23 protein-coding genes and 1 pseudogene are annotated in these 26,704 nt (G+C 65.7%); 18 read left to right on the top strand and 6 right to left on the bottom strand.

Annotation, left to right across the window (positions count from 1 at the left end; all coding sequences use genetic code 11):
* Positions 1 to 393 precede the first annotated feature (393 nt).
* From BUC15_RS03065 to BUC15_RS03085, 5 genes are all read left to right on the top strand, one after another.
* The gene (locus BUC15_RS03065; protein WP_073186091.1) at positions 394 to 1,698 is read left to right on the top strand and encodes an ABC transporter substrate-binding protein; all 1,305 of its coding nucleotides are present in this window, start codon (positions 394 to 396) and stop codon (positions 1,696 to 1,698) included.
* Positions 1,695 to 2,600 carry a carbohydrate ABC transporter permease gene (locus BUC15_RS03070; RefSeq protein WP_073186092.1) on the top strand — a complete coding sequence of 302 codons (906 nt, stop codon included), beginning with the start codon at positions 1,695 to 1,697 and terminating at the stop codon, positions 2,598 to 2,600. The genes BUC15_RS03065 and BUC15_RS03070 overlap by 4 nt, the downstream gene beginning before the upstream one ends.
* A 4-nt stretch (positions 2,601 to 2,604) precedes the next feature.
* Positions 2,605 to 3,504, top strand: a complete 900-nt coding sequence (locus BUC15_RS03075; RefSeq protein WP_084189319.1) for a carbohydrate ABC transporter permease — start codon at positions 2,605 to 2,607, stop codon at positions 3,502 to 3,504.
* Entirely contained in the window at positions 3,501 to 5,114 is a 1,614-nt protein-coding gene (locus tag BUC15_RS03080) for a glycoside hydrolase family 43 protein (protein ID WP_073186093.1), read from the top strand. The genes BUC15_RS03075 and BUC15_RS03080 overlap by 4 nt, the downstream gene beginning before the upstream one ends.
* Positions 5,115 to 5,393: 279 nt before the next feature.
* On the top strand, positions 5,394 to 9,164 hold the full coding sequence (locus BUC15_RS03085) for a glycoside hydrolase family 3 protein (RefSeq protein WP_175558232.1): 3,771 nt from the start codon (positions 5,394 to 5,396) through the stop codon (positions 9,162 to 9,164).
* A gap of 71 nt (positions 9,165 to 9,235) precedes the next feature.
* Here the strand turns inward: BUC15_RS03085 and BUC15_RS03090 are convergent, their stop codons facing one another.
* Positions 9,236 to 10,660, bottom strand: a complete 1,425-nt coding sequence (locus BUC15_RS03090; RefSeq protein WP_073186095.1) for a sensor histidine kinase — start codon at positions 10,658 to 10,660, stop codon at positions 9,236 to 9,238.
* Positions 10,657 to 11,379 (bottom strand): response regulator transcription factor, encoded by a 723-nt coding sequence (locus tag BUC15_RS03095; protein ID WP_073186096.1) that lies wholly within the window; start codon positions 11,377 to 11,379, stop codon positions 10,657 to 10,659. The genes BUC15_RS03090 and BUC15_RS03095 overlap by 4 nt, the downstream gene beginning before the upstream one ends.
* Positions 11,380 to 11,521: 142 nt before the next feature.
* Between BUC15_RS03095 and BUC15_RS03100 the strand changes: the two genes are divergently transcribed.
* Genes BUC15_RS03100 through BUC15_RS03125 form a run of 7 tightly spaced genes read left to right on the top strand, consistent with a single transcriptional unit; the run spans position 11,522 to position 16,764 of the window.
* Positions 11,522 to 13,069: an HlyD family efflux transporter periplasmic adaptor subunit gene (locus BUC15_RS03100; RefSeq protein WP_073186097.1), complete on the top strand. Its 1,548-nt coding sequence runs from the start codon at positions 11,522 to 11,524 to the stop codon at positions 13,067 to 13,069.
* Complete coding sequence (locus BUC15_RS03105; RefSeq protein WP_073186098.1) at positions 13,069 to 13,788, top strand: ABC transporter ATP-binding protein; 720 nt, start codon at positions 13,069 to 13,071, stop codon at positions 13,786 to 13,788. The genes BUC15_RS03100 and BUC15_RS03105 overlap by 1 nt, the downstream gene beginning before the upstream one ends.
* Complete coding sequence (locus BUC15_RS03110) at positions 13,785 to 14,930, top strand: ABC transporter permease (protein WP_217652093.1); 1,146 nt, start codon at positions 13,785 to 13,787, stop codon at positions 14,928 to 14,930. Before BUC15_RS03105 ends, BUC15_RS03110 begins: the two co-directional genes overlap by 4 nt.
* A 42-nt stretch (positions 14,931 to 14,972) precedes the next feature.
* Positions 14,973 to 15,074, top strand: coding sequence for an ABC transporter permease (locus tag BUC15_RS21190; RefSeq protein ID WP_425443327.1), 102 nt, complete (start codon positions 14,973 to 14,975; stop codon positions 15,072 to 15,074).
* Between the two features lie 27 nt (positions 15,075 to 15,101).
* A complete protein-coding gene (locus BUC15_RS03115) occupies positions 15,102 to 15,362 on the top strand; it encodes a hypothetical protein (RefSeq protein ID WP_073186099.1) in 261 nt (86 codons plus the stop codon).
* A gap of 25 nt (positions 15,363 to 15,387) precedes the next feature.
* Positions 15,388 to 16,332, top strand: coding sequence for a hypothetical protein (locus BUC15_RS03120; protein WP_073186100.1), 945 nt, complete (start codon positions 15,388 to 15,390; stop codon positions 16,330 to 16,332).
* 9 nt (positions 16,333 to 16,341) lie between these two features.
* Positions 16,342 to 16,764, top strand: coding sequence for a hypothetical protein (locus BUC15_RS03125; RefSeq protein WP_073186101.1), 423 nt, complete (start codon positions 16,342 to 16,344; stop codon positions 16,762 to 16,764).
* A 330-nt stretch (positions 16,765 to 17,094) separates the two neighbouring features.
* Here the strand turns inward: BUC15_RS03125 and BUC15_RS03130 are convergent.
* Positions 17,095 to 17,576 (bottom strand): annotated as a pseudogene (locus tag BUC15_RS03130) (transposase); the annotation flags it as partial.
* Between the two features lie 352 nt (positions 17,577 to 17,928).
* Here BUC15_RS03130 and BUC15_RS03135 point away from each other — a divergent pair.
* Together BUC15_RS03135 and BUC15_RS03140 are read left to right on the top strand one after the other, a co-directional pair.
* The gene (locus BUC15_RS03135) at positions 17,929 to 18,678 is read left to right on the top strand and encodes an SDR family oxidoreductase (protein WP_073186102.1); all 750 of its coding nucleotides are present in this window, start codon (positions 17,929 to 17,931) and stop codon (positions 18,676 to 18,678) included.
* A gap of 276 nt (positions 18,679 to 18,954) precedes the next feature.
* Positions 18,955 to 20,112: an alpha/beta hydrolase gene (locus tag BUC15_RS03140; protein ID WP_217652094.1), complete on the top strand. Its 1,158-nt coding sequence runs from the start codon at positions 18,955 to 18,957 to the stop codon at positions 20,110 to 20,112.
* 189 nt (positions 20,113 to 20,301) lie between these two features.
* Here BUC15_RS03140 and BUC15_RS03145 read toward each other — a convergent pair whose 3' ends face one another.
* Both BUC15_RS03145 and BUC15_RS03150 read right to left on the bottom strand, forming a co-directional pair.
* Positions 20,302 to 21,249, bottom strand: coding sequence for an alpha/beta hydrolase (locus BUC15_RS03145; RefSeq protein ID WP_073186103.1), 948 nt, complete (start codon positions 21,247 to 21,249; stop codon positions 20,302 to 20,304).
* Between the two features lie 208 nt (positions 21,250 to 21,457).
* A complete protein-coding gene (locus tag BUC15_RS03150) occupies positions 21,458 to 22,330 on the bottom strand; it encodes an SDR family oxidoreductase (RefSeq protein ID WP_073186104.1) in 873 nt (290 codons plus the stop codon).
* 299 nt (positions 22,331 to 22,629) lie between these two features.
* On the opposite strand from BUC15_RS03150, the gene BUC15_RS03155 reads away from it, so the two are divergent.
* Positions 22,630 to 23,199: a dihydrofolate reductase family protein gene (locus BUC15_RS03155; protein WP_073186105.1), complete on the top strand. Its 570-nt coding sequence runs from the start codon at positions 22,630 to 22,632 to the stop codon at positions 23,197 to 23,199.
* A gap of 126 nt (positions 23,200 to 23,325) precedes the next feature.
* Here BUC15_RS03155 and BUC15_RS03160 read toward each other — a convergent pair whose 3' ends face one another.
* A complete protein-coding gene (locus BUC15_RS03160) occupies positions 23,326 to 24,012 on the bottom strand; it encodes a TetR/AcrR family transcriptional regulator (protein ID WP_073186106.1) in 687 nt (228 codons plus the stop codon).
* Positions 24,013 to 24,153: 141 nt separating this feature from the next.
* Here BUC15_RS03160 and BUC15_RS03165 point away from each other — a divergent pair, with 141 nt between their 5' ends.
* The 3 genes from BUC15_RS03165 (at position 24,154) to BUC15_RS03175 (ending at position 26,622) form a co-directional block, all read left to right on the top strand.
* A complete protein-coding gene (locus tag BUC15_RS03165; RefSeq protein ID WP_245787866.1) occupies positions 24,154 to 25,182 on the top strand; it encodes an NAD(P)-dependent alcohol dehydrogenase in 1,029 nt (342 codons plus the stop codon).
* A 77-nt stretch (positions 25,183 to 25,259) separates the two neighbouring features.
* Positions 25,260 to 25,751: a DUF6326 family protein gene (locus tag BUC15_RS03170; protein WP_073186107.1), complete on the top strand. Its 492-nt coding sequence runs from the start codon at positions 25,260 to 25,262 to the stop codon at positions 25,749 to 25,751.
* Between the two features lie 73 nt (positions 25,752 to 25,824).
* The gene (locus BUC15_RS03175) at positions 25,825 to 26,622 is read left to right on the top strand and encodes a fructosamine kinase family protein (protein WP_073186108.1); all 798 of its coding nucleotides are present in this window, start codon (positions 25,825 to 25,827) and stop codon (positions 26,620 to 26,622) included.
* Positions 26,623 to 26,704 lie beyond the last annotated feature (82 nt).

A 26,704-nucleotide genomic window follows, 5' to 3' on the forward strand; every position in this document is an offset into this window, starting at 1 on the left:
TGCACGACTGGCCCGTCCACAACGCCGACCCTGGCTCCACCTGCCCGAGCATTGGCCATGGGCACCCCAATGGCTACAACTCTGGCGAAGCGTGTTCCCCTCCACCACCGGGCCACCACTATCAGCCTGACCTGCCCATCCCGCCCCCGCCAGGCCAAACCCAAGGAACCAAACAAAGTGGAAAAGCTGGGCAAACCAGCAGATCCATCACGCCCAAAATCACAACAGCGTCAAAACACCGGGACCATGCCCTCCAGAAACCCGTCCGAAAGCCAATCCACGGATTCAGGCTAAACCTTGTTCTAGTAAACAGTTGCGCAACAAAGAAACGATTTGCGCAAGCTTCCGGAGGCAACGCAGTTCCGGGTCAACAGCTCAGCGAGGAGAAGTCAGATGCACAAGAAGATCAAGCGGGCGGTGGGCACCGTCCTCCTGACCGCAACCCTGGCCGCGACGGCCTGTGGTTCGTCCGAGGAGCCGAGCGCCGGCGGCGATGTCTCGGTGTGGGTGACCTCTGGGACGGACGGCGTCCTGAAGTCTTCCCAGGAACGCTGGAACGCCGAGAGCGATTCGAAGATCGACATCCAGTTCTTCGAGACCGACCCGTACAAGTCGAAGCTGCGAACCGCGATCAGCGCAGGCGAAGGGCCGACGGTGTTCCACAACTGGGGCGGTGGCGGGCTCAAGCAGTACGTCGATGCAGGCGAGGTCGAGTCGCTTCAGGCGGCCTTCGACGCCGACCCCGAGGCGAAGGACCGGATCTTCCCCTCCGTCCTCGAAGGAGCAACCATAGACGGCGAAATCTACGGCACCCCCTACAACGGTGTGCAGCCCGTCGTCATCTACTACAACAAGTCCGTGTTCGAGCAGGCCGGGATAGCGGTGCCGACCACCTGGGACGAACTCCTGGACGCCGTGTCGGTGTTCAATGAACAAGGCATCGCCCCGTTCTCGATCGGCGGGGCCAGCCGGTGGCCCTATCTCATGTGGCTCGCCTACCTGACCGACCGCATCGGTGGGCCTGAGGTGTTCCAGCGCATCGAGGCCGGGGAGGCGGGAGCCTGGGAGGATCCGGCGGTCGTGCAGGCGGCCACGATGATCCAGGATCTTGTCGATGCCGGCGGCTTTGTGGACGGCTTCGCATCCGTGGACGCCAACCAGGGGGCTGCCGAGGCGCTCGTCTACACGGGGAAGGCGGCCATGCAGCTCCAGGGCGCGTGGGCCTACTCGGGTACCTATCTCACGGGGGCTCCGGAGTTCGTCAATGGCGGCGAGCTCGGCTGGGCCACCTTCCCGGCCGTCGATGGCGGCGTCGGAGACCCCAGCAACGTCAGCGGAAACCTCTCCGCCTTCTTCTCGATCAGTTCCAAGGCGTCGGAGGCGGACCGGAAGGGCGCCACCGACTGGCTCATGAACGACGTCATGAGCGACACATATGTCGACGAACTGATCGACTCCGGGGCCGTGCCGCCGATCTCAGGAATCGAAGACAAGATCGCGGCCTCGCCGGCCCCGGAATGGAACCAGTTCGTCTACGAAACCGCCGAAAGGGCGAAGAACTTCCAGCTCTCCTGGGACCAGGCACTCGACGCCGCCCAAGGCGACGCGCTGCTGAACAACCTCGAGAAGGTCTTCCTCAAGACCACCACGCCGGAAGAGTTCGCCGCAGCCATGGAAAAGGCAGCGCAGGAAGGATGAGCCACAGCGCAGCACGGGGGGTCGCGGCGACGCGTCGCTACGGCCCCTCGGGTCTCCTCACCCTGCCCGCGCTCATCTTCTTCGGCGTGTTCGCGGTGGCACCGCTCTTCGTCGCCCTCTACCTCAGCTTCACGGAGTGGAGCGGCTTGGGCACCCCGAGATTCGTCGGCCTGAAGAACTGGGCCTCGCTGTTCACGAGCTCCGGAACATGGAACTCCATGCTCCTGACTCTGAAGCTCATGGTCGTCACGTGGCTGATTCAGACTCCGATCTCCCTGCTGCTGGGTGTGTTCCTATCCGGCAAGCAGCGCTACCGGGAGATCTTCGCGGTCGTGTATTTCGTGCCGCTGCTGCTCTCGTCTGCCGCCATCGCGATCGCTTTCCGCAACCTGCTAGACCCGAACTTCGGGCTGTTCACCCTCCCAGGGCTTGAGTTCCTGCATAGGAACTGGCTCGGCGATCCGGAGCTGGCGTTCACGGCGATCGCAGCCATCATCGCGTGGCAGTTCATTCCGCTGCACACGCTGCTCTATCAGGGAGGAGCCCGGCAGGTGCCGCAGAGCCTCTACGAGGCGGCCGCGATCGACGGTGCCGGGTTGATGAGGCAGTTCTTCTCCATCACCTTGCCCCAGCTGCGCTACACGATCGTCACGTCGTCGACGCTGATGCTGGTCGGGGCGCTCACGTACTTCGACATCATCTACATCCTCACCCAGGGCGGGCCGAGCGACTCCACGCGCATTCTGCCGTTGGACATGTACCTGACCGGGTTCGTCTCGAACAAGATGGGCCTGGCCAGCGCGATCGCGATCCTGCTTGTCGTGGTCGGCATGGTCTTGTCGCTGACGATCACCAAACTCTCCGGGTTCACCCGTATGGAAAGCCAGATGGAAGGGGAATGACAAAATGACAAGTTCTGCTTCGGTGGGAGCCCCCGCCAAGATCCTGACCTCCGGCTCCGGCGGTGCACCGCACCGTTCACGCGGTCGAAGGACGCACCCCAACGTGCTCGGGGGATTCGGGTCGGTCATCTGGCTCGCGATCGTCGTGATTCCCCTCTACTGGATCGTCATCACGAGCTTTCGTACCCAGTCCGGATTCTTCTCCGAGAACCCGCTGATTCCCCCCGCGGAACCCACCCTCGCCAATTACCAACTGGTCCTCGAGAACGACTTCTGGCGCTACCTGCTCAACTCCCTCATCGTTACGGGGGTGGCCGTTGCGCTGATCCTGGTTGTGGGGTTCCTCTTCGCCTACACCATCGCGAGGACGACCAACAAGAAGACGAGGGCGCTTTTCAACGTCATGTTGATCGGCCTTGCCATCCCACTCCAGGCAACCATCATCCCCGTCTACCTCATGATCGTGAAGGCCCGGCTCTACGACAACCTGATCGCGATCATCCTGCCCTCGGTCGCCTTCGCGCTTCCGATCACGGTGCTCATCCTGGTCAACTTCCTGCGTGACATCCCCAACTCGCTCTACGAGGCCGCCCTGATCGACGGGGCCACGGAGTGGCAGATCATCCGCAGGCTCGCGTTCCCGCTGGCCAAGCCTGCGATCGTCACGGTGGCGATCTACAACGGGCTCAACGTCTGGAACGGCTTCCTGTTCCCGTTGATCCTGACGCAGAGCCCCGAGATCAGGGTGCTGCCGCTCGCGCTCACGTCGTATCAGGGGTTGTTCTCGATCAACGTGCCGGCGGTGCTCGCCGCGGTCGTGCTCTCGAGCCTGCCCATCATCGCCCTATACGTCGTGGGCCGCCGCCAGCTTGTCGCCGGCATGACCGCAGGGTTCGGAAAATGACCGGCATCCCCAACCCGGTCCTTTCCGGGTTCGACCCCGATCCGTCGATCCTCCGGGTCGGATCGAGCTACTACCTGGCCACCTCCACCTTTGAGTGGCTTCCGGCGGTGCGGATCCACCGCTCCGAAGACCTGAACCACTGGGAGCTGATCGGCCACGCGGTAACGGGAGATCAACTCGGCATGCGGGGGCTTCCAGCCTCCACCGGTGTCTGGGCGCCATGCCTGACGCGGCATCCGGCGACCGGGCGGTTCTACCTCGTCTTCTCCGTGATGAAATCGCAGGTGGCCGAGGTGTTCGATGTGGAGAACCTGCTCGTGTGGGCAGACGACATGGAGGGACCATGGTCGGACCCGGTGTTCCTCAACGGGGTTGGATTCGACCCCTCGCTCTTCCACGACGAGGACGGAACGACCTGGTTGACGACCCTCGAGTGGGAGACCCGTGAGGGGCGGGAACACCCGGGGTGGATCGTGGCGCAGCGCGTCGACCTCGAGACCCTCACCGTCGGACCTCCGCAACGAATCCACCACGGGTCGACCGACCGCGGCGCCATGGAGGCCCCCCATCTCTACCACCACGACGGTTGGTACTACCTCATGACGGCGGAGGGCGGGACCGGATACGGCCACGGCGTCTGCCTGGCGCGTTCGCGAACCCTGCTGGGGCCCTATGCTGCGGACCCGATCGGTCCGTTCATAACCAGCTGGCCAGCGCCGTACTTCGGTCGAAACAACCGGGACTTCCTCCGCCCCGAATACCACAACCCTGACGCGCCACTGCAGAAGGCGGGCCACGGCAGCCTGGTTGAGGGAGAAACAGGCGACTGGTACGTCGCGCACCTCTCATCACGGCCGCTGCCCGGCACCAAGGCGTCGGTCCTCGGACGGGAGACATCGATCCAGCGTGTCGAGTGGCATGAAGGCTGGCTCCGCCTGGTCGGCGGAGGAACGCTCGCACGGGCGCAGTTCGACGTCCCGGGCGAGATCGAAGGCCACGAACGGGCACTGGACGTCAGCACCGACTTCCGCAGCGGGGTTCCGATGGCGTTCTCGTCGCTGCGTGACCCGGCCTCCGGCCAATGGTGCAGCACCGGGCCGCGCGGGCTCGAACTCAAGGGTAGGGATTCGCTGTCGTCGGTGTTCGACGTCTCCCTGCTAGCCACTCGGCTGCGCGCCTTCTCTGCGGTCGCGACCACGAAGGTGGACTTCCAACCCGACCATTTCTCCCAGACCGCCGGCCTGACGCTCTTCTACGACAACCGCAACTTCAGCTACCTGCGCATCACCTGGGACGAGGTGTGCCAATCCCGGATGCTCGGAGTAGTGCACCTGCGGACAGGGCAGAAGACCGAGTTTCCGCTGGCGGAGATCGCAATCGACGACGGGGAGGTCACGCTCCGGGCGGACATCCGTCTCGGGGGCCTCCAGTTCTCGGCGAAGCTGGGCGGGCAGTGGGTGCGGATCGGGCCTGAGCTGGACGTCACCGGCCTGTCAGACGACGTCATCGGCGGGTTCACCGGCACCTTCGTAGGCATCGCCTGCAGCGACGGGCTCTCGAGGTCCAGGGCTGCCACGTTCGGTCACTTCTCGCTGATCCACGATCGGTGAGATGACCGCTGAGTTTCGCCTCGCTTCCAGCTGGAATCTGGAAGCGAGGCGGGTGGTGGGCGTCGCCGACGTCCACCACGGGCTGCTGATATCGGCCCGTCACCCCCACCGCTGTCGAGCGGTATCAATCAAAGGAGATGCTACATGGGGTTCGAGAAATCGACTCCGCCCAGAGAGCGGAGCCGGGCGTTCAAGAAGCGAAAGCAGGCATTCTCAAGCCTGAAACGTGCACTCGCGTGTGGTGCGGCGTTGATGCTTGTCGCCGGTCTCGGAGGGGGCATGTCAACAGCCCGTGCGGAGACGATCAGGTTCGCCACCCAGGAGACAGGAACGTATGCGGGGTTGCCGTTGTTCGACGGGGTTCCAGCGCACCTCGAAAACTACCTCGATGCGCTGATGGACTATGCGGGGCTCGATGCCGCAGTGAACTGGGCGAACGGGCGGCGGGGAGACTTCACGATCCCGAGTGGCCCGAATGAGGGACGGGTGGTGCCCGGTTCGCCGCAATGGGGCGAGGGTGTCCAAGGCGTCTCCACCGACTTCCCGTCGATCAACGCGATGGGGCAGACCTGGAACGCTGACCTTGTCGGAGCCATCGGCACGGTGATCGGCGATGAGAACTTGTACCAGGAGAGCTGGTCCAAGTCCTTGAGCGCATACAACGCCACAGTTGCTGCCGGGATGCAGGACCTCAGGCCGAACCCCCTCAGCGGGCGCTTGGACGAGAGCTTCGGTGAGGATGAGACGCTCGCCTCAACTCTCCTCTCGCAGTACTCCGAAGGCATCGCAGGGACGCGCGCCGAGGGCAATGAGGACGGCTTCTGGTCGAAGGCCGTGCTGGTCGCCAAGCACTACACCGGGTATGCGGCGCAGTGGTTCCGAACCCCCGGCAACACCGACATCAGCAGCCGCGCCCTCATGGAGTACTGGGCCGAGCCCCCGCTCGACGCGATCGAGGACGGAGCGATCAGCGGCGTGATCACGTCGTACGGGCGAACCAACGGCGTCCCGAACGCGATCTCACCGCTCATCGCCGACGTGCAGGGCAAATCCCCCTGGGGCGGCTTGTACACCACGCCGGACAACGGCGCGGAGAACCGGCTGCATGTCGACGATGCCTACAGCAACGGATTCGACCGCAGCTACACACCGGCCTGGGGAGATGCCGTGTCCCTGTTCGCGGTGGCGGACGCGGGGAGCATTGCGGCCACCGGCGCAAGCGTGGACCGCAACTCCGAACTCCTCGAAGGGATCCAGAACGGGACCTACGGGGTGACCGCAGAAGACGTGTACCGGGTGGCCAAGACGCAGGTCGCGCCGCTGGTGCGGGTCGGCCTCTTCAACGAGCGTGATGCGTCCGGCATCCCGAAGGACTATCCGTTCGCGGATCTGACGGCCGAGCGGGGCACGCCGAACAATTACACGACTGCGGCGCACCAGCAGGTGGCTCTGGAGGCCGCGCAGGAGAGCGTGGTCCTGCTCAAGAACGAGGGTGGGCTGCTCCCGCTGTCGAAGGACGTCGACGTCGCTGTCAGCGGGCCGCTGGCCGACACCCGATTCCGCACCACCTACGCCACGTCGACGCCGAACGTGGAAGGAGCCGGCCTTACGCCGGTCGGTGGCATCGAGGCCGCTTCTACCGGTGACGTCACATTCGCCTCGGACGGGCAGATCATCCGGCTGAAGTCTGTGCTCGACGGCTCCTATCTCAGTGTCAACGCTGACGGCAGCGCCACGCTGGGAACTGGGAGCGACGCCGAGTCGGCAGCCACCTTCGAGTCCTTCGACTGGGGCCAAGGTGCGCACAGCTACCAGTCCACGGCCGATGGCCGCTGGCTGCAGTACGCCGCTGGAGGGGTCAATGCTGCCCAACGCGTCGATCTCGGCACGGCCAGGACGAGCCTGCCCTACCGCCTGCGTCCAGTCGACAACGGCGACGGGACGGTGTCCTTCGTTGTCGGAGGGTATTCCGAGAGCTTCAACGGCGGCTTCGAGACGGCCTACTACAAACAGGGCCGGTATCTGAGCGTAGACACGACCACCGGCGCGCTCGGCGTGACGAACGTGCTCGGCAACGCGGCAAACGCCGAGGCCCTCAAGACGTCGGCCACCCGCTTCGTAGTCGAGACGGTCAAGGAGACGGGCGCAGATTCGGTCTCGGCCGACGCCGACTATGCGATCGTCGTGGTTGGGGCCCCTGCGCGGAACTCAAGCGGCGAGGGCGCCGATCGTTCCACTCTGGCGCTCGGCGACGAGCAGTACTCCCTTGTCGAGAATGTCGCGAAGGCATACCCGGGTCGCACCGTGGTGGTCGTGGATTCCGTCTACCCGGTCCTGGTCGATGAGATCCAGCGCAACGACAAGGTCGCCGCGATCGTGCAGTCGAACGAGGGCGGCCAGTTCACCGGCCTTGCGCTCGGTAAAGTGCTCTACGGCGACTATGCCCCAACCGGACGACTCACCCAGACTTGGTATGCAAGCATGGACGCGCTGCCGAGCCTTTCGCGCTACTCCATCCCGGAAGGCCAGAATGTGCTCTACGGCCTTGATGATCTAGACCCCCGCTTCACGGTCGACATGTCCAACGCCGATCCTGCCGAGTCCAAGCTCACCTACAAGTACACCGATGCAGAGACGACCTACGACTTCGGCTATGGGTTGTCCTACTCGAGCTTCGAGTATGGGAACCTCAAGGTGGGGCAGACGGACGGCTCGTTCACGGCCACCGTCGACGTCACCAACACCGGTGGCGTGGCAACGTCTGACGTCGTGCAACTCTATGGCTCCCACAGTGACTCCGAGTACGGTCAGGCGGTGCCCAAGAAGCAGTTGGTCGCATTCGGCAAGGTCGAGGTGGCCGCTGGCCAGACACGCACCGTGGAACTCGCCTTCGACTCGGACGCGCTCGCAGTCTGGGATGTCAACGCTGCCGCTCACGTGCTGGAATCGGGGACGTACACGTTCCAGGTGGGCGCCTCAAGCTCCGACATCCGAGGCTCGGTGTCGCTGAGCGTAAAGGGTCAGCTCCTCGCTCCGCTCAACGCGGCCGAGGAGGCCATCAACGTATTCGACCACAGCTTCGCCTCATCCGACGTCTTCTACCGGGAGGCGTCGAAGGCCAACACCGCAGAGGGTCTTCACGCTGACGCTCTGACGCACGGTTACCACGTGGTCGGCGCCCGGTCGGCAGGGTCCTGGACTGCACTCCACGATCTGGACCTTGACGGTGCCGAGTCGATCGCGGTCTCGCTCGGCTCAACGAGGGCGGATGCGGCGGGCGTCGAGTTGCGCCTCGACGCGCCGGATGGTCCGGTACTAGCGGAGTATGTGGTGGAGAACACGGGCTCCGACGAGTACATGATCGCGGCCTCGCTGGATTCAGCCGGTGACATTCCGGTTGAGGAACTGTCCTACACCACGATCGACAAGCCGATCGACGGCGTCGAAGGACACCACGACATCTACATCGTGTTCACGGAGGCCGACATCCGGGTGCGTGACCTGCAGGTGACCCATAAGGCCACCGCCGAGCCGTCACCCACGCCGACGTCGTCAGCGGGTGCGACGCCGACGGTCGAACCGACCAAGACGCCGACACCGAAGCCGACTGCCAAGCCCGATGTCTCCCGGACGGCGCCCTACACGCTCCCCGGCACCCACAACGTCAATGGTCGGAGATGGTTCACCACGTGCGAGGAATACTCACAGACCGAGCGTTGCCGCACCGAGATCTGGGCCACCGTGGTCGTGAAGTCGGGCGGCAAGTTCGAGGTCAGGCAGGGATGGGCGTTCAACAACCTGACCTATCTGCCGCTGCTGACCCGTGCGCAGTGGAAGGGCAACCCGCTGGGCGAGGCGGGGTCATGGACCGCAGCCGACGGCCGGTTGTGGAACACCGTGTGCGACACGGCCGCGACCGGTGGCAACGGCTGCCGTTCCTACAGGGAGACGACGGTGTACAAGGCAACGCCAAAGGCGGGTGGCGGCTACGATTTCTCCCAGTCGAACCAGTGGGTGTTCAACAACATCGTCCAGTTCGCTGCCAGGTGATCTGATCTGACGACTCAATTTGGGAGCCGGGCGTTTGTAACGTCCCGGCTCCCGAATGCTCTGTGCCAGGGCTAGATCTCGACGGCCGGCAGGCTGATCTCGAAGGTGCTGCCTCCGCCGGGGGTCGGGAGGTAGGCCAGGGTCCCACCGTGCTTCTCGACCAGGGCGGAGGCGATGGCCAGCCCGAGGCCGGCGCCGCCGGTGGCGCGTCCCCGCCCCTGGTCCTCGCGGAAGAAGCGCTCGAAGACGCGGGATTCGTTGCCAGCCTTGAGGCCGGGCCCGTGATCGATCACCGAGACGCGCACCCGGCCGTCTTGCACCCCGACGCAGACCTCAATCTCGGTGTCCGACGGGGTGTACCGGACGGCGTTGGACAGCAGGTTCGTGAGGACCTGGTGGAGACGGCCGGGATCTCCGAGCGCCGTGGCAGGCATGTCCTCCCAAGGTGGCTCGGTAGGGTTGCTGACCGTGATGCGCCGTCCAGGGTGCCTCACCTGTGCGCCGGTGACGGCGTCGACGGCGATGCTCAACAGGTCGACGGGTCGGGTGTCAAGCGTCGGGGCGGTGTCGAGCCTTGCGAGCACGAGGAGGTCTTCGACGAGCGAGGCCATCCGGATCGATTCCGACTCGATCCGCCCGATGACGCGGGCGATGTCGTCGGGGCTCTTCGCCACGCCGGTGTGGACGAGTTCCGCGTGGCCGCGGATGGTGGCCAGCGGGGTCCGGAGTTCGTGGCTGGCGTCGGCCACGAATCGCCGCAGCCGCTCCTCGGTGCGGTTGCGTTCGTCAAACGCGGACTCGATCTGGGCGAGCATGGCATTCAGTGAGGTCGCCAGGTGGCCGACCTCCGTGTTCGGGGCCGCAACATCGATACGGCTCGTCAGGTTTCCGGCGGCGATCTCGTCGGCAGTCCGCTCGATTTCGGTCAATGGACGCAACCCGATCCGCACCATCGCGAGCCCGGCGAGAGCGGCGATCGCCAGGGTGATCAGGCTGACGGTGAAACTGATGAACGCCAACCGTTTGGCGGCGACCTGGATGTCGGCCAGGGAATAGGCGACGACGAGGAAGCCGCCCTCGTGGCTGAAGGCCCGGGCCCGCCACGGCGGATCGCGGTGATCTGTGGACTGGAGGGTGAGCACCTCCTGACTCGCTGCTACCTCGACGAGGGAGGCGCGGTCGATTCCGGTCCAGTCCGGGGCGCCCTGATCCGCTGGAATCTGGCAGAGCAGCGCGCCACCCTGGTCGTAGCTCGCCATGACGTATCCGCTTGCCATCCGTGCCGACTCCGGCGCCTCGAGGCAGGCCTGATCGAGCCAGTCTCGGAGCTGTTCGGGCGGTCGCGCCCCAAACGGGGAGATCAGACGCTCATCGAGCTGTCGGACTTGCGCGGTTGCGAACAGAGCGAGGCTTGCGGAACTGGCGAGGAACAGCGCGACAGCCATCAGGGCCACGGAGCCGAGGACGAGCCGCTTTCGAAGTGACCAGCGTCTCATCTAAGTTCCTTCGGAAGCCTCAACGTGTAGCCGACGCCGCGGACCGTTTCGATCAGTGGCGGATCGTAGCGGTCGACCTTGCGGCGCAGGTAGCGGATGTACGAGTCGACGACGCCCGACTCTCCGTTGAAGTCGTAGTTCCAGACGTGGGCGAGGATCTGGGCCCGCGACATGACCCGTCCGGAGTTGTGCATCAGGAACCTCAGCAGGGAGAACTCGGTCGGGGAGAGGCTGATGGGCTCACCCTGCCGCCACACCTCGTGGCCGTCCTCGTCCATGACCAGATCGGAGTAGCGCAGCAGGCTGGCCTCGGTGTCGTCGTCGGGGCCGACCTCGGCCGGAGCGACCCGGCGCAGGATGGCGCCGCACCGGGCGACCAGCTCGTCGAGGCTGAAGGGCTTGGTGACGTAATCGTCGGCCCCGAGGGTGAGGCCGCGGACGCGGTCCTCGACCGCGTCGCGGGCGGTGAGGAAGAGCACCGGCGCGTTCGTGTCTCGACGAAGGGTGCGCAGGAGGTCGAATCCCAGCATGTCCGGCAGCATGACGTCGAGGATGATCAGATCCGGTTGGGTGAGCGCAGCTACCTCAAGGGTCTCCGCGCCGGAGGATGCGGTGTCGACCTGGTAGCCGATGTAGCGCAGGCTCATCGCGACCATGTCGACGATGTAGGGCTCATCGTCGGCGACCAACACCCGCGCGCGCACCTCTTTTGCCGTCATGGTTTCCATCATGGTCGTCGAATATGAGAGTTCGATGAGAGTTGGCTGATTCTCACCGATCTATCAGGAACCTCCCATCGTTTCAGCATCTTCCCGAGGCAATGTGGGCATCGGACGGACGCACCGATGAGGAGAGAACGAGATGAACCGCAAGCGGGTACTGATCAACGTCGGCCTTGGCGGGCTGATCGTGGTCCTGGGAGGCGCCGGTGCGCTGGCCCTCATGATGCCGAGGGACGACCCGAACGCCAACCTGCTCACCGCGACTGTGCAGCGTGGGGAACTGCAGGCGACGGTGACTGCCAGCGGCAACGTCGAAAGCGGCGCGATCGCCAACCTGCAACCCGGTGGTGGGGGCGTCGTCACGGAGGTCCTCGTCACCACCGGTCAGAGCGTCAAACAGGGCGACCAGCTGGTCCGACTCGACGACACCGATGCGCAGGCCCAGCTCGAATCGGCGCTCGTGGGGCTCCGTTCGGCCGAGGCCTCGTTGACGACCGCCACCCAGGGTCGCACCGGCACCGAACGCGAAGCAGATGCAGCGGGGATCGCATTGGCTGAGCAGAACTTGAAGAACGCCGAGCGGGCGGTGACCAACGCGAGGGACAACCTGGCCCTGGTCAAATCGCAGCAGGCGGAACTGGTGGCCGCGGCACAGGATGCGGTCACCCGGGCGGTGCAGGCCGTCGAGGACGACCAGGAGCAGCTGGCCGCGCTGAAGGAGCAACTCGCGGGCGTCGATCCGGTCGACACCGCCGCCGTGACGGCGCTGGAGGGCCAGATCGCGCAGCTCGACGCGGAGCTGTCTGCCCAGGTGGCGGCACGCGATTCGGCGAAGTTGGCGCTGGCGCAGGCCAACCGCACCCGCGACACGGCGCAGCTGCAGGCCGAACAGGGTGTCACGACGCAGGTCGGCAGCCGAGACGCGGCGAAAAAGACACTTACCCAGCAGAAGGCGACCGTGGCTGTGAACCAGCAGGGCCCCAAGCAAGGCAACGTGGACTCGGCTGAGGCGCAGGTGGAGTCGGCCCAGCTACAGGTTGAGACCGCCCGCCGTGCGGTCGAGGAAACCGTCCTTCTAGCGCCCTTTGACGGGGTCGTCTCGACGATCAACGCCGTCGTCGGACAGTCGGCGACCGGCTCAGCCAGCGGCAGCGCCACCGGGACGACCAGCACGGGCAGTACCGGGCTGGTGGTACTCGTGGCTCCCGACCAGTTGCGGGTCAACGCCTCCATCGCAGAGGCGGACGCGACCTCGGTTCAGGCCGGGCAGCCGGTCGTGGTCAACCTGCCGGCGTCCGGCACCGACATCGCGGGCACGGTGTCCTCGATCGACATCCAGAGCACCCTGACCAACAACGTCGTCCAGTACCTAACCACCGTCTCCCTCACTGACCCACCGGCGGAGGTCCGGGTCGGACAGACCGCCAGCCTCTCCATCATCACCGGCAGCCTGGAGGGTGTGCTCTTCGTGCCCACCTCCGCGATCACCAGGGAAGGGGCCACCGCCTACGTGACCCGCCTCGCCGACTCGGTGACGGAGCGGGTCGAGGTGCGAACCGGCCTGATCGGCACCACCGGCACCGAGATCGTCTCCGGCCTGGAGGAGGGAGACGAGGTCGTCCTGCCCGACGCCAGTGGCGCGGCGGCAGCGAACCCCCTGGCACCCAGCGGCGAGAGCACCCCCTGATGACCGCCCGGCTCACGGCTCGCAGGCCGGTCATCGACCTGCGCAACATCCAAAAGACCTACGGCGAAGGCGAAACAACAGTGCGAGCGGTCGACGGCGTCAGCCTGACTGTGCAGCGAGGCGACTACGTGGCCATCATGGGTGCATCCGGATCGGGGAAGTCGACGCTGATGAATATCATCGGATGCCTCGACACCCAGACCAGGGGCAGCTACCGGCTCGACGGCGTAGACGTGCGACTCCTGGACGACGACCAGCAATCGAAGATCCGCAACCGCAAAGTCGGGTTCGTCTTCCAGAACTTCAACCTGATCGCCCGCACCACCGCACTGTCCAATGTAGAACTCCCGCTCGCCTACGCCGGTCGCCCGACCCGGGAGCGGCGCGAGCGTGCGTTGGTCGCGTTGGAGAAGGTGGGGTTGTCGGACCGCGTCGGCCACACCTCGGCCGAGCTCTCAGGTGGGCAGCAACAGAGGGTCGCGATCGCCCGCGCCATCGTCGGTGAACCCGTCCTGCTCCTCGCAGACGAACCGACCGGTGCACTCGACAGTCACAGCACCGAGGACGTGCTCGACCTGTTCGACCAGCTCTCCGCAGACGGTCGCACCCTCGTGATCATCACGCATGAGGAAGCCGTGGCGGCTCGGGCCAGAAGGGTGTTGCGGATGCACGACGGCAAGGTCGTCTTGGACACCGCTGCGGGGGTGACGCTGTCATGAGCATCTCTGAATCGATCAAGTTCGCCTGGCGGGGCGTAACCGCAAACAAGGCCAGGTCTGCGCTCACCATGCTCGGGGTCATGATCGGGGTCTCCGCGGTCATCATCCTCGTCGCCGTGGGCACCGGCGCGAGCCGCAGCGTCACCAGCACCCTCGACTCGCTGGGCACCAACACCCTCACCGTCACCCCGGGCGCCGCCTCTGGGAGCGGGTTCGGGGGTGGTGGCTTCGGGGGCGGTGGCTTCGGGGGCGGCGGCGAAGGGAGCGATGCGGGCCCCGCGACGGGCACCGAGATCCGCGAGGCCACCCTCACGATGGCCGATGCCGAGGCGCTCACCAACCCCGAACTGGCCCCAGACATCCACCTGGTCGCACCAGTGGTCTCCGCCAGTTCCGTCGTGGCCACCCTCGGCTCCGCATCGCACACCGTCGGGACCACCGTCGGCAGCACGCCGTCGTACCTGAGCATCAACAATGAGACCATCGGGCAGGGCCGGGCGTTCAGCCAGTCGGATTTCGACTCCCATTCGCGGGTGCTGCTCATCGGCACCTCGGTCGCCGGCGAACTTGTCGGCGGTGACGGCACGGACGTACTTGACCAGGTGATTCGCCTCAACGGTAAGGAGTTCACCGTCATCGGCATCCTGGGTGCCAAGGGTTCATCGGGCATTCAGGATCAGGACGACCGGATCATCGCGCCTGCCACCGCCGTTCAGGACCACCTCGCCGGCTACGGCAATCTGTCAAGCATCTCGATCCAGGCCACCTCGGCCGACACCGTCGACGCGGCGCAGGCCCAGGTCGAGTCCATCCTCGACGCCCGCCACCGCACCACCTCCGACGACCGCGACTTCAGCGTCACCAACTCTGCAACATTCCTCGACGCCGCCAGCACCATCACCAGCATCTTCACCATCCTGCTCGGCGCGATCGCGGCCATCTCTCTTCTGGTCGGCGGGATCGGCGTCATGAACATCATGCTGGTCACCGTCACCGAGCGGACCCGGGAGATCGGGATCCGCAAGGCCATCGGCGCCACCAGAACCGACATCACCGTCCAGTTCATGCTGGAGGCCGTGTTCCTGTCAGTCATCGGGGGAGCGGCCGGGATCGTCTTCGGCTACCTCGTTTGCCTGATCTAGATCGCTGGATTCCGGGCCGTCATCGAGCCCTACTCCGTCGTTATGGCGTTCGGCTTCGCGCTTGCGGTCGGGCTGTTCTTCGGCATCTATCCGGCGACCCGAGCCGCCTCACTCAGGCCCATCGACGCACTCCGCTACGAGTGATCGTCATCCGCAGAAAGGTTCAATCCAATGTCTCCTGAATCATCCGCTGGTCAACTGGACGAGCTGCTCGGTGCCCGAGCGGCCGACAGTGTGGCCGAGGGGCAAACCATCGAGCTTCCCGTTGTCGCGGACCCTGAACGGTGGTTGCCCGAGGAAGGAGAGGACAAGGAGTTCCTGCCACGGCTCCGGAACCGTCGGCCCCGGTCAACCACCGCCCTGATCGTGCTGGCCATCTGGTGTGCAGGATTCCTTGTCGGGGTGATCGTCGACAGAGGGCTGTTCGGCTGAGGGATCGGACGCGGCGGCAAGTGCCATGCTCGCCTACTATCTCCCGGAGCGTGAGGGCTCCACGATGAGGGTCCGCGAACTCAATTCAGGCACTGACGCAGCATTCGAACTTTGGGAGTTGCCGAAGACTGGATACCTGTTGGTCGAGACGAAGACTCGCAGCATCGTCGAGTACAGCGCGGACGCGATATCCCCGCTGGCGGCCTACCCTGGACACGATGCCGCGTACCTGGGCATGGGCGAGTATGTCGTGGAGCTGGCAGGGGGGAACGCCGTCAACGCTCTCAGCGGTGAGGCGCGTCCAAGACTGGAGAGTAGGCGGGTCAACGAGGCGAGTCACGAACTGGCAGAAAAGGTCGCCGCCAACGATCAGTTGTCGCTGACGAATCAGAATGGGGCCGTGATGATGAAGGTTCCGCCGCCTGTGGGCACCAACGTCAACTTTCGGATCCCCTCGTATGGGTACATCACCGGCTGCACGGTGCTCGCGAACTCCACCGGACGCTGTGGTTGGGTCGCCGCAACCATTGTGATGAGGTATTGGCACGCGAGAACCGGCAAGCTGCTGATTCCGACGGCGCATCGAAGCGGTAACAACATCAAGGTCGTGGCACGTCCCGACTTCGCCGACCTGATTCGCAATGGTAGGAGCGAGTCGGTCTTCTCCGGCTTGGCTGTAGCGGATGGGATGGGCTATCACGCCGTCGTGCGTCAGAAGATCAACGCCGACGCCTGGTACAACTTGTTGAGCCTCAATGTCGACTCCGCCCTCAATGCCGGGCGACCGGTGATCCTTCTGGGTTCGCTCCCCAGCGCCTACACTGACGACAAGAAGGGGAATCACGCTGTGGTGGCCTACGGGAAGTCGAAGGACGGTCACAACATCGTTCATTACGGCTACTCCGGGAAGTCGGCGCTCGTGCTCAACTCTGGCACCGTCGGGTCCAATACCCACTTCGTGCTGAAGTAAGGTCGAGCCATGAGACGCATACTGCACACGGTGGTTCTTGCGCTGCTCGCGGCCACCCTCGTTATCATGTGCTTTCACACATGGCAGAGCCGGTGGCTCGCCGGCGAGGGAGACTACATCTACACGTACCACCGATGGTTCGCCACTCCGATCGGATTCTTCGATGTGGTGGCCCCCGCAGCAATGCTGCTGACAGCGCTACTCACGATCCTCGTAGGCAGCCGTGTACGCCGCACCAACACGAGTTGGGTGCAGATCGGACTCGGCGCGGTCACCGCGCTGTTCGTTGCCGCCTTGGGCTCGAACCCCACGATGGCGGGCATGGTGCACGGTCTTGGCGTCTGGGTCGCGCCGCTTCTCGGGATCGCTGCAGTGTTGCTTCTCATCCTTCGGTTGATGACGCCGAAACAGGCCGACCAGCAGGCGACCTGACGCTTTGATCGAAAGAACAGGCCGCCCCGGTGATGCCCCGGCGGCCTGTTCGACGGATTGGCAGGACCACGTTTGGGCCTCTCTTGATGCACCGCCTACGGCCCGCACAACGACACACCGTGCGACTACTCCTCCTCCACCTCGGATCTCCTCGCTCTGAACTGCGCACCTGTCGAGCGGGCCTGATCAACCCCCAGAGCTCAACCAGGCAGACCGCGCTCGACCAGGTGTGCGATTAACGATGACTGGAGGCGTTGGATCACGCAGAGGCGTCTGTATCCCCTGAGTAAGCGTCGCATTGCGGGTGAGACCAGCAGCGCCAGTCGCCGGCCACTGCTTGGTCAGCCGGCTGATCACCGGCGCGGACAGGCCCTGCGAGGTGCCCAGGAACTGTTCCAAGGCAGGGGCGAAGTCACCGCTGGACAAACCATGCAAGTACAGCAGCGGCAACACCTCAGCGACCTGGGCCGATTTGCGTGCCCACCTCGGCAAGATCGCCGAGGAGAACCGGGCCCGCTCACCGGTGGCCTGGTCGATGCGCTTGTCGTTGACGCGCGGCTGACGAACCGCAACCGCCCCGGCAGCGGTGGTGACCTCCCGCTCGGCGTGGTAGCCGTTACGCACCACCAGCCGGTGTCCCTCCTCGTCGACCTCGGCGCGGAACTGCTCGATGTAGGCATCGACCTCGGCCTGCAACGCCACGGCCAGCATCTGCCGAGCCCTTCCCGCACGATCGCATCCAACGCCGACGCGCCACCAACTGCGAGCTGCCCGGCGTTGGCATCTGGACCATCAAGAACTAGGTTGAGCATGAACGCTCCTTCCCGGACCAACGCTTCCAACGTCGGCCCATGATCGAAATCCTGTTACCGAAGGTCATCCCCGGGAAGGAGCGTTCCTCGCACCTCCAGCCCCGGAGACCATCCACAGGATTTGATCATTCCTCGACCCACCACTCAGCAACATTGACTACCGGCAATTAGTTGCGCTGAATACCAGGGTGGCAAGCCCACCAGGCATGTTGGGTGTACCGCCAGTGCCTCCCACGCGTGTACTCGGGGGCCTACCGTCGTGTTTAGGGCCGGATGCGCTCCCTTGGACGGGGCCGGAGGCGTGGTAGAGCCTCCTCGCCTGGCCCCGCTTCGCTACCGAAAGAAGGAACTCATGTCCGTCACCACCGTCCTCGTCGTCGGCGCCACTGGCAGCATCGGTCGAGAAGTTGTTGCCGCGGCCACCGCCGCGGGGCTCACGGCCCGCGCCCTCGTCCGGGACGTGGAACGTGCCGGCAGGGTATTGCCCGCCGACACCGACTTCGTCGTCGGCGACCTCACCCGGGCCGACACTCTCACCGACGCTGTACACGACATCGACGCGGTCATCTTCACACACGGCTCAGAGACCGGCGACTGGGAGCGTGTCGACTATGGCGGAGTAAAGAACATCCTCGCCGCGCTCGGCACACGGCGTCCACGGATCGCCCTCATGACGTCGATCTACGTCACCCGTCTGGGAGAGGGCCACGACGAGGTCATCGGCTGGAAGCGCCGCAACGAGTGGCTGGTGCGCTCGTCGGGAGCCGATTACACCATCGTGCGCCCCTCCTGGTTCGACCACGCGGCCGCTACCGACAACCGGATCGTCTTCGAACAAGGCGACACTGGCGACGGCGGCATCCGCCGAGACCAGCTCGCCCGCGTGCTTGTGGAGGCCATCCTGACCGACACGGCGATCGGCAAGACGCTCGAGGTGTTCGCCCAACCAGGGGAAGGGCCGGGCGACTGGTCCGCGTTGTTCGGTGCCCTCGACCCCGACACCGGGCTCGACGGTGCGCACGATGCCACCCGGGTTCCGCTCGAGGATGAACCCGCCCAGATCCAGCTCGATATGGCCGCTGTTGGGGCCAGGGGCAACTGACGCCCCCGCGCGGTACTCAACCAAACGTGCCGACGGAAGATCGCCCCACGACTGGCATCTTGAGTCGGGTGCGCGGCAACCGGGCAACCCATCCTCCACTGTGTCCCTTGTCAACACCGAGACAGGTACCGCCCTACACCCCGGGTCGTCGTTGAGACAGGAACTGTCACTACGCTCCTGCTGCGGGCGATGGTCGCGAAGATGATCTGGCAGCACGAGCAATGCTGCACCACCAAGCAACGTCACCCACTGGTTCCCCCAACCCAAGGAGACATCATGGAACCCAACCTCGACAAGGCCGTCGACCCGATGCCAACCCCACGCCGTCGCACCGTGCTTGCCGGTGCGGCCGCCCTGGCAGCACCGCTCCTGGTCGGCGGTATCGGGGCAACCCCCGCACAGGCCACCCCCAAGGGCCGTCGGCGCCGTCACGGGAAGAGGTCGGTGCTGCAGATCGCCGAGCAGGGAGTGTTCGCGGCAGGCGGTACGGTGCAGCAGACTCCGGGCACCTTCGACCCGATCAACGGACAGATGGCACCGGCCGGGCAGACCCGCCACAGCGACCACGCCAGCGTGTTCTATCAGGTGCCCATTCGTGACAACGGCCACGCGATGCAGTTCCTGCACGGCTACGGCCAGTCGCGCAACGGCTGGATGACCACCCCTGACGGGCGGCCCGGATTCTCCGACCTGTTCCTCGCCAAGGGCTACAGCGTCTACCTCGCCGACCAACCTCGACGCGGCCAGGCCGGCCAGACGTCGGTGGCCGCCACCATCGATGTGACCCCCGACGACCAGACCTGGTTCACCCAGTTCCGGATGGGCCTCTGGCCGAACTTCGCCGCAGGGTTGAAGTTCCCCACCGATGCCGATTCCCTCGACCAGTTCTTCCGGCAGATGACTCCGAACACCGGCCCCTTCGACGTCGACGTGATCACCGACGCGATGGTCGCCTCGCTCGAGGAGTCCGGGCCGGCCACGCTGGTCACCCACTCCCAGGGCGGCATCCCCGGCTGGTTCATCGCCATGGCCAGCAAGAATGTCGAGGGTGTCATTGCGATCGAGCCGGGTTCCTTCGTCTTCCCGGAGGGGCAGGTGCCGCCTGCCATCGAGACCGGATATGCCCCGGTACAGGGAAGCGCAGTGTCTGCCAAGGAGTTCCGCAGGCTCACCCGGATGCCGATCGCCGTGTACTTCGGCGACTTCATCCCCGCCAAGCCGTCCGAGGTACCAGCCTGGGACTTCTGGCGCGGTGTGCTGGAACTGGCCTACAGGTTCGCCGACGTCGTCAACGCCCACGGCGGCGACGCGACGGTGGTGCACCTGCCGAAGGTCGGCATCACCGGCAACGAACACTTCATGTTCCAGGACACCAACAACGCCCAGGTCGCCAACCACATGGCCCGCTGGATGCGCAGAAAGAAGCTCTCCTGACGGGTCTGCCGTTGCGCAGGTGTCCCCGGTCACGAGCGCCCGCGTGACCGGGGACCCGTTCAGCGTGTGAGGGTACGGGTGAACGCGAGGGCCGCCAGGAGATGGCGACCACCCACCGGCGCGAACACGAAGGGATTGGTGACCACCTTCATGTGAAATTCTCCTGTTTGAAACTGTCAGGGTGGGTGGTCATCGCGCAAACAGATACGCCATGGCGTGCCGGGTCTCGATCTCGAGGGATTGCTGGTTGTGTCCGCCGTCGGCGTTCTCCCAGTAGATGAGGCTCTGCTCGGTGAACAGGTCGCCATGTGACTGGCGCAGTTCATCGAGTTGGGGTTGCATCGCGGACTTTGTCCCGTCGCTGCCGCCGACCATGGCGATTACCTGGAAGTCGTTCGCGCCGTAGCTGTGGTCCCGCAGCCCACTGGCGAGGGTGTCGGCGACAGCCGCCACTTCGGAGTCGCCGGTCGTGCGCCCGATCCAACTGTCACCGGCCATCGGCATGAACCAGGCGAAGTGCTCGGGTTGGTCCACCAATACGTCCCAGGTGGTGATGCCGCCCATCGAGTACCCCCCGAACGCTCGGTGGCGTCGGCCGGCCTCGAGCCCCTGTGGTGTGGTGTCGCTGGAGTGGGTGGTGAACGTACCCTCGACCACGGGCAGCAACGCGGTGATCTCGGTCGTCGCGAAGAAGTGGTTGAGGGGGTAGTCCTGCGAATAGTCGGCCACCACGAAGCTGTCGTCTGGGTAGTAGGTGGGGATCACCACGAGCATCGGGGCCATGTCGCCGGCCGCGATCCAGGCGTCGAACTGCGGTTGCATGACAGAGGCGAAGTCGTCGTGGTCCATGCCGGAGCCGTGCATCAGGTACAGCACGTTCATGGCGGTGCCCTCGCGGTAGGCCGCTGGGAGGTAGACGTGCGCTGTCTTGGTGTAGCTACGACCCTGGTAGTCGATCGGATAGGACACCGTCTGCAGTGTGCTCGCGTCGCCGAGCTGAGTGCTGCCAGCCCGGCTGGCTGGCGATGCCGGGGACCGGGATGACGTAGGGGTCTCCGCGGACGGCGCGCTGCAGCCCAGTAGGCCCAGCAACGCGGCCGCAGCGGCCGCTGCGACGATCTGCCTTCGTCGTGTCATTGGAGGAATGCCTCTCTCAGTCTGGTCACCTGGTCTGGTGGCCTACAGCTACCCATCACCAACGTTGACAGCCTCCGACGGATCCCGGGTAGCACTGCCAGTGCACCCCAAGTGGTCTCCCGGCCACGTCCCACAACGAGCAGAAGGCGTCAGGCCGTCTCAATGCGCGTGAGACGAGCCGCCTCGGTCAGTGTCGAGGCGACGTAGCTCAGGGCGTGTTACTGGCGATCGAGCGGAGGTAGGGCTCCAGGTGTCGCTCGCCCGTGGGTGCGCCGACGGCGTCGACGACGAGCGACTCCAGGAAGAAGCGCGTGAGGTTGCTCACGCGGGCCGATCCGCGGTCGGCCGTCCAGTTGAGTGCCCGCGTCGCTCCCGGTCCGAGACGGAGGATGTGCGGGCGGCGCCCCACGATTCGGAATGCGAGTCTCTCCAGTTCGAGGTAGCTGAAGGTGTCTGGCCCGCCGACGTCCCAGCTCCCGCCCGGCTCCGTCATCCGGTCGACGATGAAGGCGGCGAGGTCGGCTCCGTGCACCGGGTTCACTTTTGCGGAGCCGTCGCCGAGCACGAATCCGATCCCGTGCTGAGCCATCAGCACGAAATCCGAGATGTCTGAGAAGTAGCCGGATGGATTGATGATCTGGGGCACGACCCGGCTGCGACGGAGCACTTCGGAGAATGCGTGCTTCGAGCGCATCGTCAGGGACGTTCCGGAGTCGGAGTGCAGCACGTTCACGTAGGCGAAGGAGGCCAGCCCGTGTCGCTCGGCTTCGGCTAGCAGGTTGAGGTTGCCGAGGAAGTCGATCTGCCACGGGCTGGCCTTCTGGCGCGTCACGCCGAGCGCGGACACGACGCGGTCGGCACCCGCGCAGGTGTCGGTCAGGCTGTCGGGCAGCAGGTAGTCGACTGTGCGCCACTCGGCCACCCGCCCGCGAAGCGACGGCGCATTGAAGGCGCCCACCTCCTCGGCGCGCTGCCTGGAACGGACCAGCGCGCGCACGCGGTGCCCGCGTTCGTGGAGCACCTGCACGACGTGTCGGCCGACGTATCCGGTTGCTCCTGCCACGACGATCGTCTCGCTCATCTCGGGCCTCCTCGCTTTGTGCCGGTTGCTACGAGAGTAGGCCCGCCAGCGTCGATCGGGCGCGGATGGTTGATTGCCGATGCCTCCCTTGTCGCTGGGCGTGCATAGATCTCTCCATACGTCGAGGCGACCCCAGATAGCGCCTGCCTCCACGCATAGAGAGATTTGTGCACGGGTCCTCGGGCCACGCTGCCTTTGGGTGTACTCCCAGTGAGCCCTGGGCGTCGAAGGCCACCCCGGGCCGGAGTTGGCGCGCACAATGGGAGAGCGCACCGAGCGCAGCAATGGAGGGTCACGCAATGAGAACGCTTGGGTACTCGATCAACATCACACTCGACGGCTGCGTCCATCACGAGGCGGGCCTCCCGCCGGATGAGGGGTCGATGCGCTACTGGGCCGCTGCGATGGAGCGGGCCGACGCGCTGCTGCTCGGCCGGGTGACCTACGAGATGATGGAGTCGGCGTGGCGGCGACCCGCCGACGGCTTGTGGCCCGATTGGATGGAGGACTGGGAGATCCCGTTCGCCGAGGCCATCGACAAGGCGAGGAAGTATGTCGTGTCGAGCACGCTGGACGGGGTCGACTGGAATGCCGAGTTGGTCCGGGGCGACCTGGGGCAGGCGGTTCAGCGGCTCAAGCAGGAGCCGGGGGAGGGTCTGTGGGTGGGTGGCGTGACGCTCCCATTGGCGTTGGCGGATTTGGGGCTGATCGACGAGTACGAGTTCCTCGTCCAACCGGTGATCGCTGGGCACGGCCCGACGTTGCTCTCCGGCCTTCGTGAGCGCATCCAGTTGGAACTCGTGGCTCGCCATGAGTTTGGCTCGGGGGCGGTGGCGCTGCGGTATCGCCCTGCGAGGCTTGCGGATTGACCTCCCACTGCCCCGCATCCCTCGAGGCGGCATCCTCGGTCGTGCTCGACCTCGCCACTGCTGCCGCTGGTTGCCCTCCGGTCCGATGACCATTGCTGTCTCCGATGTCGGCCCGGCCTTGATCGCTCATTGGCTCTGCTGCGCGGAGGTACTCAGGGACTCGAGGGCGGCCAGGACCAGGTCGAGGCCGAAGTCGAACTCCCCGGCCGGGTCGTAGCCGGCCGCGACGAGCGCGACGGCGGACTCGTTCAGGTAGGGGAACTCCTCAGGAGGAAGCTGGGGGAGGTAGACCTCCCCGACCATGTCAGCGAGCTGGTCGGCGGTGTCGAATGGCAGACTGGCAGCCTGTAGCGCGTAGCCGTAGACGTAGCTGTTGAGTAGCCAGTTTGCGTGCGTCGCCGTCAGCGCCGAGAAGCCGGCCCTTCGGAGGCAGGCGGTGAACGCTTCCCGGTGGCGGAGGTTCGCCGGCCCCGGCGTCGTGCGCGACTCCATCAGGCTGGTCGCCCACGGGTGGCGTGCGAGAACCTGCATGGTGGAAACCGCAGACCGCCGCATCGCCTCCTGCCAGTCGCCCTCTGCGGACGGGAGTTCGATCTCCTCGAACACGACGTCGATCATGGCGTCCAGCAGATCGTCCTTGCTGGCCACGTAGTGGTAGAGCGACATGGCGCCCGCGCCGAGCACTCCGGCGAGCCGACGCATGCTCACCCCGTCGACCCCCTCGCGGTCGGCGAGGCAGACGGCCTCGACCACCAGCCGCCGCTTGCTCAGCCCCGACTCGGGGGCGACCTGGCGTTGTTCGTTCGCGGACACGGATCCCTCTCATCCGAAATTGCTTGACAATCGCCAAGCGTACGTTCATAGTACGGTGTACGGAAGTAGTACAGCGTACGACGTACAACGTACGGACTGCTTCCTGGTGGCGGTAGCCACCTCGGACGTGAGGAGTCTTGGATGGAAATCGAACAGCGATCGGATGCTGGAATGCACCTGTTGCCGGGGGCAGCGGAGACGATGCGGGCGGTCGTCCGGCACCGCTACGGCCCGCCTTCGGTGCTTGAGCCGTCCGAGGTCGGGCTACCGCTGCCCGGACCAGGCGATGTGCTCGTCCGCGTGGGCGCGGCCTCGGTGCATCCTGGCGACTACTTCATCATGACCGGGGAGCCGTACCTGGTGCGCCTGGCTTTCGGGCTCCGACGGCCGCGCCACGCCATCCCTGGCACAGACCTCGCCGGCGTGGTGGCTGCGGTCGGAGAAGAGGTCACCACCCTCAGCCCAGGCGATGCGGTGTTCGGCTGGAGCGCGGCGGGAACGCTCGCGGAGTACTCCTGCGTGCCTGCCGACAACCTCGTGTCCGTGCCAGCCAACCTGTCGATCGTGGAGGCGGCAACCGTGCCCACGTCGGCCGTGACGGCGTTGCAGGCGATGCGCGATGTCGCCCACGTCCGGCCAGGCCTGACGGTGCTGGTCACGGGCGCTTCGGGCGGTGTGGGCTCCTTCGCCGTGCAGATCGCCAAGGCGTTCGGCGCCGAGGTGACGGGGGTGTGCAGCACCCGCAACGTCGACCTTGTCCGCTCGCTTGGGGCCGACCATGTCGTCGACTACACCTCGACCGACTTCGCTCGCGCCGGCAGGCGCTACGACGTGATCCTCGACAACGTGGAGGCCCAACCGCTTGCGGCCGTACGTGAAGCGCTGACGCCCACCGGCACCCTGATCCCCAACAGCGGACACGGCGGGCGCTGGCTCGGCCCAATCGGCCGGATCATCAAGGCCCGTCTACTTTCGGGGTTCAGCAGCCAGCGGCTGAGGCCCTTCACGTCGTTCGCGAAGCGCCAGGACCTGCTCACCTTGGCCGACCTGCTCACGACCGGGCAGATCGCGCCCGTCGTCGACCGCACCTATCGGCTCGACGAAGCGGGCGATGCCCTCCGCTACGTCGGGGCCGGCCATACCCGAGGGAAGGTCGTGATCACCGTCTGAAGACAGCACCGGCCAGAACGACCCAATCCGTGCGCACGCACGCCTCGCAATTTCCGCTACTCGAGAAGGAAGAACCGATGACCATCCGAACGAAGACCCCCAAGTTCGACACCCCCCAGATCCCGGTGAAGGCCAAGATCGCCGCCGCATGGACCAGTTTCATGTTCCTCTACATCTACGTCGACATCCTCAATTTCTACAAGCCCGGCGTCGTGGACGGCATCCTGAATGGCCTCGTCTGGAGGTTCGCCGTGAACTCGACGCTGTTGACCGTCATGCTCGTATCCGTGTCGATCCCGGCCCTGATGGTGATGCTCTCCATGACGCTGCCCGCCCGCGCGAACCGAGCCACGAACCTCGTCGTCGCATCGCTCTACATCCCCTATTCGATCTTCAACGCGGCAGGGGCGACCTGGGAGTGGGCCCTTTTCTACGGCCTCTCCATCGGAGTCGAGGTGCTGCTCCTGGCCTTCATCCTGCGCTCCGCCTGGACCTGGCCGCGAACCCCCGCCCCGTCTTCCCTTCCTGGTAGGGCCTCGGCTCCCGCAACAGTGAGGACGGCGGGCTAGGCGCGGCTGACCCAGGAGCGGCGACTGAGCCGAGCCGGAGCGTGCATGGGACCCCCTCATAGACTGGGTCGCCATGACGAGAACCTTCACGAAGTCGGGCGGCAATCCGCTCGGTGAGGCTGCGGGGCTGAGGTGGCTGGCCGAGGCCGAACCCTCGGGCGGGGCGCGTGTTGCGCGTGTGATCGGCGTCGGCGCCCGGCAGTTGGAGATCGAGTACGTCCACGAGGCGCAACCGAGCCCCGAACAGGCACGGGCGTTCGGTCGGGCGCTGGCCCACACGCACGCAGCGGGTGCCGCGTGGTGGGGGTGCCCGCCGGACGGCTGGAAAGGGCCCGCCTTCGTGGGCAACTCGCGCACCCCTCTGGCCCTTGCCGCCGACGAGGCGGCCACCTCCTGGGGCGACTTCTACGCAACCTGGCGCATCGAACCGTTCGCCCGGCGGCTCCTCGACAACGGCGTGATCGACGCCGGGGCCGCGCGGGTGTTCTCCCGCCTCGCCGATGATCTGAGCGCCGGACGCCACGACAGCCCTCAGCCGCGGCTAGTGCGCGACGCCGGTCACGAGGTGGCGCGCGTCCACGGCGACATGTGGGCGGGCAACGTCCTCTACGACGGGACCGAACTTGGTGCCACCCTCATCGACCCGATGGCGCACGGCGGCCATGCGGAGACGGACCTCGCGACGCTCTCCGTCTTCGGGTTTGCCCATCTCGACGACGTCTACGCGGGCTACGACGCGGAGTCGCCGCTGGCCGACGGGTGGCGCGAGCGCATCGCGCTGCATCAGTTGGGGATCATCATCATGCATGCCGACCTGTTCGGGGGAGGCTACGTCGACTCGGCGCTTCGCCTGGCCGGAAGATGCCTCTGAACCCCGATCAGCCTCTGTGGCATGGGGCGGCTGAGTGCAAACAGGGCACATGAGGCCTTGGCCGACTTCGTTGACCTGCCCA

This window comes from Tessaracoccus bendigoensis DSM 12906, from assembly GCF_900141915.1.
Classification (GTDB): Bacteria; Actinomycetota; Actinomycetes; order Propionibacteriales; family Propionibacteriaceae; genus Arachnia; species Arachnia bendigoensis.